A 10,239-nucleotide genomic window follows, 5' to 3' on the forward strand; every position below is an offset into this window, starting at 1 on the left:
CCCCCTGCACCACCCGGGCCAGGATCAACAGCCAGACGTTCGGTGCCAGCGCCGCCAGCGCGTTGCCGACGGCGAACGCCGCGAGGGCGACGACCAGCATCCTCCGCTTGCCGAACATGTCACCGAGCCGTCCGACGATCGGCGTGAGGATCGCGGCCGAGACAAGGTAGGCGCTGAGGACCCACGAGATGTTCTCGGGGGTCGTGTGCAGCGCTTCGGTCAGGGCGCCCAGACCCGGCACGATGGCGGTCTGTGCCAGCGAGAACGCCGCCGACGCCAGCGCGAGCACGGCCAGCGCCCCGCCGCCGGTCGGCGTCTCCGGCCGCGCCTGTCTGCTCCGCATCCCCGCACCCCGCGCTTCCGCCGTAGAAGTGGACCCTAAGGTCCGCTTGCTCGGGGGCATCCTAAGTCAAGCGAACCTTCGGGTCCACTTGGCGGTTTCGCGGGCAGGTGGTACTGGGGTGGCGTCGAAGTGCCGCCCGCCGGGGGACGGCCGGCGGGCGTGAACGTCTACGGGCGCCAGGACGCCGGTGGGTGGTGTCAGCGGCGGCTGATGACCTGCGCGGAGGATCTGGCCGGGTGATGGAGCTGGTCGTGGGTGCTGGCCCACGAGTACGCCTCCGCGGCGACCTGGGTGAACGAGGCCGGGCCGAGGCGGCATTCGGCGCAGGAGACGCCGAACATCCGGCTCAGGGTTCGCGCGCTGCGGCTCGGGGCCACCGGGGTCTGCCCCCGGCCGAGCTCGGCGACCGCGCGGCCGCGTTCGGCGGTGGGGCGGCCGTGTTCGATGCTGGGGCGGCCGCGGTCCGAGGAGGAGCGGCGGCGGAAGAACCCCATCAGTCGGTCCCCGGTGTCGGCAGCGCGGCGACCGCGGGTGGAAGGCCGTCGCCGTTCACCGCCCCTCCTCCGAAGCGAGGGTGGCCGGCGACGGGAGCCTTGTCACCGCTCGCGTTACCGGGAGCTGGCAGCGTGGTCGTGCACCGCGGGTTCACCAGCCGATGGTAGGCCGCCGGCGTCCGAGACTCGACCAGAAGTCCTGTGAGGCATGTTGATGACAGGCCCCGGCCGCCGAAGGTCGACGCAGCGTCTCCGAGGATGTCGGATTCCCTGATCGAGTCAACCCTGGTTAGCCCACTTCGGCGGCCTTCGACCTGCTTCGAACGTCTTGGACATGCTTAAGCCCGTTTAAGGCGTGCTCGACCTTGTTTGGCATCGAACGGTCTGGAAGGCCTCGACCTGGACCACCACTTAGGTCTAACTTGTCCAAAATGAGAGGAAAGTCGGATCTCGCAGGTGGTGGTGTCGGGGCCCTAGCCGCCATGTGCGCGCGACACCGCTGGATCGTCGTCGCCCTGTGGGCGGCCGGCCTGGCAACGCTTCTCGTCTTTGTGCGGGACTCCGGCGCGCGCTTCAACACCGACGTCGCCGTCCCCGGGACGGACTCCGCGCGGGCCATGGATCTCGTCGGCGAGGTCGTACCCGGCGGTGGTCTCCCGGACACCGAGTCGATCGTGTTGCACGCCCGCCGCGGGACGGTCGACGACCCGCTGGTTCGCGAGCAGATCGCCGCGATGGCGGCGGAGCTCGGCAAGCTGCCCAAGGTGGGCGGGGTCATCGACCCGTTCAACCCGGCCGGCGCGGTCGTCCTCGGCGTCGAGCCGATCAGCGCGAACCGGCGCACCGCGGTCACATCCGTGATCATGAAGGGCTCGGCGCTGAACCCGGACCGGGCCGCCGCGCGGCGCCTCATCGACACGGCGCGGGCCTATGACGGGCCGGACCTCCAGGTCGAGGCCGCCGGCCCGGGCGCGACCGCGCTGAGCGCGACCACGATCTCACCACGACCGATCATCATCGCGCTCGTCGCCGCCCTGCTGCTGCTCGGCGTGACCCTGCGCTCCCGCGGCGCGGTCGCCGTCTGCGCCGCGACGTCCGCGGTGGCGACGGTGGCCGCCCTCGGTGCCATCGTCCTGATCTCCCACACGATCACGACCACCGCCTTCGCTCCGCTGCTCGCGGCCGTCGTCGCGGCCGGGACCAGCCTCGGCGGCGCCGTCGTCGTCGTGCACCGGGCCCAGTCCGCGCTGCGCGAGGGAGTCGGCCCGGTCGAGGCCGCGGCCCAGGCCACCGCCCGCGCCGGATCCGCCGTCGCCTACGGTGGCTTCTGTGTCACCCTCGCGATGGACGGGGTGGCACTGCTGGGGCTCAGCTTCTTCGACGGCGTCGCGCTGGGCCCCGCCGCCGCTGGGGCGGCGACCGGCCTGGTGATCATCACCCTGCTGCCCGCGCTGCTGGCGCTGAGCGGACCGCGGCTGCTCGGCTGGACCGAACGCCAGCACCTGACGACCAGCGGCCGCGGCCTGCCGCACCGCCCGGGACTGCGGGCCTGGTGGGCCCGGCAGGTGGACCGCCGGCCGGCCGGCATGGCGCTCGCCGCCGGCCTCGGGCTGATCCTGCTCGCCGTCCCCGCCGTGACCCTCGACCTCGGCGGCGCCGACGACGGGGCCGAATCGACGTCCCTGAGCACCCGGCGGGCCTACGACCTGCTCAGCGCCGACTTCTTCCCCGGTCTGAACGGCCCGATGCTCGTCGCGGTCGAGCGGGGCGACGGGCCGTCCGCTGTGCCCGTGGCGGACGTGGTGAGCGCCATCGCGAAGACCCCCGGCGTGGTCAAAGCGGCTGTCAACCTGGAAAAGGCCGACGCCGGGCTCGCCGTGATCCGGATCGCGCCGCGGGAGGGCCCGCGATCGCCGGCGGCCGTCGACCTGCTGCACCGGCTGCGCGACGACGTCATCCCGCGCGCCGTGGCCGGCACCGGCTCCCGGGTGTACATCGGCGGCTCCACGGCACTGTTCGTCGACATGGCGGCGGACTTCCGTGGCGCGACGACACTGTTCCTGCTGGTGATCCTGCTCGTGGTCGGGGTCCTCGGCCTGCTGATCCTGCGCTCGGTGGAGATCGCGGCCGCGCTGGCGGTGACCAGCGTGCTCGCCGTGCTCGCGGCGGCCGGCGTCCTCGCCATCCTGTTCCAGACCGACCTGCTCACCACGGCGCTGGGGCTGGAGACCGGGCCGGTGGAGCCGTCCATGCTGGTACTCGTGCTGGTCGCCGTGTTCGGCTTGTTGCCAGGCCTGAACCTCAGCCTTCTCGTCCGGCTCCTGGAACCCGCCGACCGCGCCGGGAACGAACCGCCCACGCGGGACGCGCAGAGCACGGGGGGCACGGAGGGCGCGGGGGATATGCAGGGCGCGGAGAGTACGCGGAACACCGGCGGGACACGGCGCGCACGGCGGCGTCGGCGTGCCGACACCGGGCCCGTCCGCCGCCGATCCGTCGGTTCCCGGCTCCGTGGACGTCGCGGCGGCACGCCGGGCCCGATCCGGCGCCACCGCACCGACACCACCCCCATCCGGCGCGGCCACGCCGACGTCGGTCACGTCATGCTGACCATGAACCTCGTGATGCTGTTCCTCTTCATGGCGATCGCCGCGCAGCCCTCCCGCACCATGAAGGTCATCGGGTGCGGCCTCGCGACCGGCGTGGCCATCGACGCGTTCATGCTGCGGGCGACGCTCCTGCCCGCCCTGCTCCACCTCCTGCGCCCCACCCGGCCCGGCTCACCCACCGGTCGCACCGGTGCGACCGGAAATAGGACGGGGGACGGCCGCCGCGCGGCCAGGGATGGCGGCAGGGCCACCGGGGACGGTGGTAAGGCCACCAGGTCTGATCGGGCCGGCCGGCGCCGTGCCCGCCCGGGGCAGTCGTCGACACCCGGACCGGCCGGCGGCTCGCCCCGCCCGGTCACCCGGGTGGCGGCGTTCTCCCCGACCGCGCTTGGTGAGGCATCTGCAGCGCGGCGTGACGGGACTGGCCGGGTCGCGCAGCCGAGCCCGCCCCGGCACCTGGCGGGATGAGCGGAGACCACCTGTCTCAGCCCTGTCTCAGTCCGAACCGCAACGGCGAGCAGGTGGCCAAGTGGGTGTTCGACGTCGCCTCGAAGCGCACCGACGCCGAGTTCGAGCTCGTCGATCTGCTGGACTACCCGCTGCCGCACCTCGACGAGCCGCTCCCGCCGTCGCCGGGCCAGGTCGTCGCCTGGAGCACGGCCCTTGCGTCGCTGCGGCAGCCCGCCGCCTCAGAGGCCTGACCGGTCGGTCTCGGCGGGCGTGCGGGCGCCACGCTCGCGCAGCTAGGCGATGAGGTCCGTGGCGCCCACGCGGCCGGCGGCGTCCAGGAACATCTGCGGGTTCTCCGACATGTGGGCCTCTCGTGGCTCCGTTCGACGCGTGGGCCTTCCCCAGGAGCTCGGGGGCGGAGGGGCGACCGTAACGAGGATCCCGGGTCATCCCAGGAGAAGTGCCATCGCGCCGACCAGGGTGGCGCTGCTCACGATCTCCCGATTCCTGATCATTTCCGGGATGCGGGCGAGCGGGATCCATTCGATGCGGTCGGACTCGTTCTTCTCGGTCGGCGGGCCGACCAGCTCGCACGCGTCGGCTCGGAACAGGAAATGCCTGGCATTGGTGACGCCGGCCGCGGGTTCGGCGTAGAGGAGTGGTGCGAGGGCCCCCGGGCGCCAGCCCGTTTCCTCCTCGAGTTCGCGGGCGGCCGCACGCGGTGGATCCTCGTCGTCCTCGACCAGCCCCATCGGGAATTCCCAGGCCCAGGTGTCCGTGGCGATCCGGTGGCGCCACATCATGAGGACCCGTCGGTCGTCGACCGCCGCGACGACCGCGAGATCCCGGAGCCGGACCACGTGGTATTCGCCCGCCGTGCCGTCGGGCCGCTCGACATCGAGACACCAGACACCGAGCCACGGGGTGTGGAGAACCTCGTGTTCTCCCTTTACTGAAGTTGCCCCGGTTTCGTTCACAGGTAGGGCTTTGAAAGATTATGCGGCTTGATGGTGCTCGTTGAAGCGGGTTTCGTGCTCGTGGGGGCTGAGGTATCCGTTAGTGGAGTGGCGGCGTTGCCGGTTGTAGAACCCTTCGATGAAATCGAAGATGGCGGCGCGGGCCTGGTCGTGGGTGGCGAAGGTGGTGCGGTCGAGGAGTTCGTATTCGAGGGTGGCGAAGAACGACTCCGTGACCGCATTGTCATAGCAATCACCGGCGGATCCGACGGAGCGGCATACCTCGTGCTGGCGGCAGATCTTGGCGAAGTCCCGAGATAGGTATTGGGCGCCTTGGTCGGAATGGTGAATGACGCCGGGGGCGGGCCGGCGGTGCTGGAGTGCCATGGTGAGGGCGTCGGCGACGAGCGGGGTCTTCTGCTCGTCGGACATGGACCATCCGACGATCTTGCGGGCGTACAGGTCGAGGACGACCGCGAGGTACAGCCAGCCCTGCCCGGTCGGGACGTACGTGACGTCGGCGGTCCAGACCCGGTTCGGCGCGGGGGCGGTGAAGTCGCGTCCGACCAGGTCGGGTGGCAGGTGGGCGGCGCGGTCGCGGCGGGTCAGGCTGACCCGCCGGCGGCGGTGGACCCCTTGCAGGCCAGCCTGTCTCATCAGCCGGGCGACGCGCTTGCGGCTGGTCCGGACACCCGCGGCGGCCAGGTCGGCGTGCACACGTGGGGCGCCGTAGGTCGCCCGGGACGCCGCATGCACCGCGGTGATCTTCGTGGTCAGCCTCTGGTCGTCGGCGACCCGAGCGGACTGGCCGCCACGGCGATGCCAGGCGTAGTAGCCCTCGCGTGACACACCGAGCACGCGGGCCAGGACGGAGACAGGGTGGTGTGTTTTCTCCGCATCGATCAGAGCGAACGTCATGTCTGATCGGTCTCCGCCGCGAAGAAAATTGTGGCCTTGCGGAGGATCTCGCGTTCCTCCCGGAGCTGCCGGTTCTCCTTCCGGAGTCGTTTCAACTCGTCGCGTGCCGCGGCGGTCAGCTCATCGGCCCGCGTGCCGTCCTCCTGTTCGGCCTGGCGGACCCAGTTACGGATCGACGGCCCCGACGGGCCGTATTCCTTAGCCAGCACCTCTGGCGAGTGACCGGCTCGGACAAGTTCCACCATCTGCCGGCGGAACTCCTCCGTGTACGGCGGTTGTGATCTCGGCACCTGTACTCCTCCCTGGGACCATTATCCCAAAGAGCCCAGGTATGAACAGGGACGGGCCAACTTAATACTTCCAAGCGGTAGCCGGGCTACGACTACATAGATCCCCACCATTGCCCAGTGTACAGTTTTATGCAGTTCCGAAAGGAATTCATGAGCTACCCGACGGGACCAGACGCATCACTATTCCACCACTTAAGAACCGCAGCAGAATCACCTATCGGCACGATCGTGGTAGAAGTTATATTGTATCTTTGGTCGGTCCAAGTGAAATATGCGTCACCCTCGGAATTAAGGCAAATCACTTCTCCTGCAAGCTGATTTTCTATGGAGTATGAAGCGTAGCGACCCCGTCCATTCTCGTTTTCGCACAGCGTTGCAACCTCCTTAACTTCACTTAGATCGAAACCCTCGACCACCTTAGCTTTGTCGCCGTTCATGCGTTCTGGAGATTCGTACAACGAGTATGTAACCCACTGCGGGGTCGCAGTATCTAGAGTCGGACACAAGATAGACGCACTTGCTTGCGGATAAATTTTCTTGATCTCATCTTCGGTCGGGACGCACGCATCGCGCACCTGAGCCGGAGCGTGCTTGCGAACCTCGGATTCCGGGTCGGCAAAAGCAGGTTGGACAGCGGTCGAGAAAATCAAGGATGTTGCCCCAAAAAGAACGGCGAAGCCGCCTGCCAAGATCCTAGAATCTGCCGCCTTGAAACGCCAGAATCGAGTCCCACCAAGCCCCACAAAGCGACCGGTAGATGCCTTATCGAGGAGGCCGATAAAGATAGTACGAAGCGCTGCACCGATCATGGAAAACACAGGACCACCCCCACTCTTCATGGCGGATACTTTAGGCTCACATACCTACCATGACATCCTCTATCCTTGGTCGCATCCCGGATTAGTGATCTACTAGGCTTCATGTTAATAGCCCCCTATGTAGCCGATTCTCAACTTCGATAGAGCCTTCGCAAGTATTGTCCGATTCGTGAGGTACAGCTACTTTGGTCGGCAATTTAACCACTCAAATCTTGACCCCGAGTGACCCCGATCGATCAATATCTCAAGAATGTTTTGGATGGAAGAGTGAGGGTAAACCGATGATCGGTTTCTCACAGAGAACTTTTTCGCGTCAGACTGTTACGACAATGATCTGGCGCTGCACAGTATGGGCGGCTCGGGAAGGGGGATCCGTGAGGCTACACAGCAAAGAAACCGTGAAGCACGAGTCTGAAAAAGACCTCGTGGCCGAAGTGGCGCAATTTGTTTTGCGGGATGCAGCTCCTGACGAGCTCGTGATATTCGACGAAGTAGCCGAGGAGTACTTCAGAAACCCGAAAAAAGCGCTGAGCCAGCAGCAGCGGGACGAGGCTGTCGGGTTCGGACTCGATGAGATTCTCCTCATCCCCTATGTTCTAGATATTGTCACTGTGGTCCTAACTAGTCTCGCTTCCTTTGTCACCGATACAGCGCTGGGTGTGGCGGAGCCAAAATTTCGCCAGTTCATCCGGCGCCTATTCCGTCTCGGCAGTGATACTTCATCGAAGACAGACGATGCCGACAAAGAACTATCGCGCGAACAGATTCGTCTTATCCGCAAGACATCCTATGATCGGGCCATAGAACTTGGTCTTGACGAAGATCGCGCCTCAATCCTGGCGGACTCCATCGTCGGAAAAATGGTTGCTACTGGATGACGCAATGACACAAAACGAAGCCGCCCAGTCGAACCACAGAAGAGCTCGACACTCCGATCATCCTCGAGCGAATATTCTCTCTTATCCACCCCAGACCACAGGGTTGTTTATCATCTTCATTCTGGCCCTGATCGGCACCGGACTCTACATAGGTACGTGGATACACAACGAATTTTTCATCAAGCACTGGCTTCCTGCCATTTTGCGTTGCCGGCTAGAGGCATCGGAAACTGTCTCAAACCTTCGACCCGACCTCGCCATACTGGAGCAAATTAGGCAAACTGAACGCTGCGAGCATCCTGCTGAGATGCGTCGCGCACTGTTTGCATTGGCCGGTGCCGCGACAGTTGGCATCTGCGCGCTAGCAATCCTCTACCTGAACCCTATACGGATTCGTCGTAGGCGAAAACTCGGTCCACCTAAGCCGGAATTGCGGGTCGGCCTCGATAAGCGAGTTGAAACCCTAGCGGCAGAGGAAGGGATTCGGCGAGTCCCCACCGTTTCCATGAGCCCAGAGGGCACTGACGCTTTCAGCTACGGCGCACCGGGAAAGTACGCTATTGCTTTGCCTCGAAAGCTTGCCGTCAGCTGGCAGAAATCGAGCTTGTTTGATCCGGTAGTACGCCACGAAATTGCTCACATCTGGCACCGTGATGTCGCCTTCACCTGGCTGGCTATTTCAGTCCAGTACGTACTGGTGCCGTTGCTTGCATTGCCCTTGGCGGTCGGCCTGATAGGCGGTGACCGATCTCTTCTCGGTGACTACGTGTGGCGCGCCGCGCTGCTTGCGTTCGTCACCGGGTTGGTCATTCGAGCTCTATTGAGGGCCCGGGAGCACGATGCTGATCTTCGGGCAGCCCGCACCCCCGAGCGGCTAGACGCAATGGAATTTCTTGTCCCCACCCTGCGATCAGGCGCAATCTTTCGACCGTCCTCAAAGCACTCAAAGCTTCGCCAGCGAATGGCCGCCATGGTTGATCGTCTACTCTCTACGCACCCGAGGCTTCGCCAGCGATTGGTGTTCCTAAATGATCGGTTTCTCTCTAAGCATCCGACACCCGACCAGCGGTCACACGTCTTGGCCGCGCCAGAGCAGGCCGCGAGGATTTCGTTCATCGACGGCCTAGTTGCTGCCTTTTTTGTGTCCTTGACTGTGCCGCTTGTCACTCAGGTTGCATCCGCGCTACTCGCGGGCCCAGGGCATTCTGATCTCTCGGTTCTTATTGCGTCGCTGCTGCTAGGCCCGCTGCTTGGCGCATCAGTAGGGCTCGGCCTTTGGCGCCAGGCTCTGGTTAGTCGTGCCGCTGGGCGGTCAGCAAATCCCATGCCAGTCGCAATTGGCATCGCAGCTGGCCTAGTGTTAGGTCAGACTGTGTCTGTTTCTCAGAGCGGCTCGGGCGCCCCGCTCGGTTTTTCCCACCCAGTATGGTTTCCCATAGCTGCTGTTCTTGGCTTCGGATCCGCCATCCTGTCAGCTAGTTTGGGCGAGATATGGGCCGACGTTGCCCCTTCGCTTCGAAGCGCGAGAACATCGTGGTTGACCGCTATCGTAGTAAACAGCATCTTTTTCTCGGCAGTTCTGTGGGTCGTGACCAGCCTTCAGCTGGTCACAGAGATAGGAGGGCTCAATGCCGTTCTAGTATGGCTTCTTCAGTCGCTCAGCTCGTGGCTTCTCCTGACTTCGGTTGGCATGTTGGTTGCCGTCGCTGTGGCAGCGTTTATCCTGCACGGTCGGCAGCCGCGGAAGACGGCGTCACCAGGGTGGCTGGTATCGAACCGAGTACCTACGACGTGGCCAGACGGCGGACGTATTAATGTCTCGCTGATCATTATTTCAGGAGTAGCAGCCGGTCTTGCCGGAACAGCTGTTCTAATTTCTTTCCGACTTATAGTAGGACCCGCAACCCAGAGCGAGATAGTTCAGCGGGCCCAGGGCTATATGTGGTTAGCTGCAGCGACAGGAACCGTCACAGCGCTAATGGCTGGCCTCCTAGAGCCACGACGTGGCCTTGCCGCTGGCGCACTGGCCGGCCCATTGGCTACGGTAGTAGCTATCACGGGCTACGTACTTTTTAACTCCGTGCTCGGCGGAGATCTTTCGTGGAACTTTTTTGTTATCCTGGCGAGACCGCCACTCGCCCTTGAATTCGCCCTGTTTTTATTCGTTGCCCCCATGGCCCTGTTCGCATGGCCAACTGCTCGATGCAGAACTCGCCTCCTGCCGCTAACCACCGTTGCGTTCGCAGTTATCGTGGCTGCGGCGACGCTGGTCGGGCGCAATGTCTTAGTACCGTCAGACTCTGCGTTTACCTTGCTGTTGTAGGGGTAGATCGCCCAACTTGACTCAGCCGCCTGTGGCGGGAAGGTCTTCTGTCACCCCTGCCACCACTGCACGAGGTACTGCTCCGTCCCCTCCGGCACCTCATCCGCCGTCTCCAGCGCACGCAGCGCAACACTGGACTCAGCGCCCTGAAGGCCAACGG

General features: G+C 64.9%; 9 protein-coding genes. 4 read left to right on the forward strand and 5 right to left on the reverse strand.

Going from position 1 to position 10,239, the window contains the following annotated elements:
• Positions 1 to 343, reverse strand: a 343-nt coding sequence (locus FMEAI12_RS16490; protein ID WP_146776711.1) for an MFS transporter, incomplete at its 3' end; no start/stop codon positions are given.
• A 197-nt stretch (positions 344 to 540) separates the two neighbouring features.
• The gene (locus FMEAI12_RS16495) at positions 541 to 837 is read right to left on the reverse strand and encodes a hypothetical protein (RefSeq protein ID WP_112106733.1); all 297 of its coding nucleotides are present in this window, start codon (positions 835 to 837) and stop codon (positions 541 to 543) included.
• Between the two features lie 482 nt (positions 838 to 1,319).
• Between FMEAI12_RS16495 and FMEAI12_RS16500 the strand changes: the two genes are divergently transcribed.
• Both FMEAI12_RS16500 and FMEAI12_RS16505 read left to right on the forward strand, forming a co-directional pair.
• Positions 1,320 to 3,914 (forward strand): MMPL family transporter, encoded by a 2,595-nt coding sequence (locus tag FMEAI12_RS16500; RefSeq protein ID WP_112106734.1) that lies wholly within the window; start codon positions 1,320 to 1,322, stop codon positions 3,912 to 3,914.
• Positions 3,911 to 4,147, forward strand: a complete 237-nt coding sequence (locus FMEAI12_RS16505) for an NADPH-dependent FMN reductase (protein ID WP_112106735.1) — start codon at positions 3,911 to 3,913, stop codon at positions 4,145 to 4,147. Before FMEAI12_RS16500 ends, FMEAI12_RS16505 begins: the two co-directional genes overlap by 4 nt.
• A 195-nt stretch (positions 4,148 to 4,342) precedes the next feature.
• On the opposite strand, the gene FMEAI12_RS16510 is transcribed toward FMEAI12_RS16505, so the two are convergent.
• From FMEAI12_RS16510 to FMEAI12_RS36225, 3 genes are all read right to left on the reverse strand, one after another.
• Entirely contained in the window at positions 4,343 to 4,873 is a 531-nt protein-coding gene (locus FMEAI12_RS16510; protein ID WP_112106736.1) for an NUDIX hydrolase, read from the reverse strand.
• Between the two features lie 18 nt (positions 4,874 to 4,891).
• Positions 4,892 to 6,060 (reverse strand): IS3 family transposase gene (locus FMEAI12_RS16515; protein ID WP_235014066.1). Its coding sequence is split into 2 segments (ribosomal slippage): positions 4,892 to 5,802 and positions 5,802 to 6,060, totalling 1,170 coding nucleotides; the frame shifts between segments, so codons are not numbered across the junction.
• A gap of 155 nt (positions 6,061 to 6,215) precedes the next feature.
• Positions 6,216 to 6,878 carry a hypothetical protein gene (locus tag FMEAI12_RS36225; RefSeq protein WP_146776712.1) on the reverse strand — a complete coding sequence of 221 codons (663 nt, stop codon included), beginning with the start codon at positions 6,876 to 6,878 and terminating at the stop codon, positions 6,216 to 6,218.
• A gap of 374 nt (positions 6,879 to 7,252) precedes the next feature.
• On the opposite strand from FMEAI12_RS36225, the gene FMEAI12_RS36230 reads away from it, so the two are divergent.
• Both FMEAI12_RS36230 and FMEAI12_RS16520 read left to right on the forward strand, forming a co-directional pair.
• Complete coding sequence (locus FMEAI12_RS36230) at positions 7,253 to 7,756, forward strand: hypothetical protein (RefSeq protein ID WP_146776713.1); 504 nt, start codon at positions 7,253 to 7,255, stop codon at positions 7,754 to 7,756.
• Entirely contained in the window at positions 7,692 to 10,079 is a 2,388-nt protein-coding gene (locus FMEAI12_RS16520; protein ID WP_146776714.1) for a M48 family metalloprotease, read from the forward strand. The genes FMEAI12_RS36230 and FMEAI12_RS16520 overlap by 65 nt, the downstream gene beginning before the upstream one ends.
• Positions 10,080 to 10,239: the final 160 nt, after the last annotated feature.

The organism is Parafrankia sp. Ea1.12, assembly GCF_900465275.1.
Taxonomy (GTDB): domain Bacteria; phylum Actinomycetota; class Actinomycetes; order Frankiales; family Frankiaceae; genus Parafrankia; species Parafrankia soli.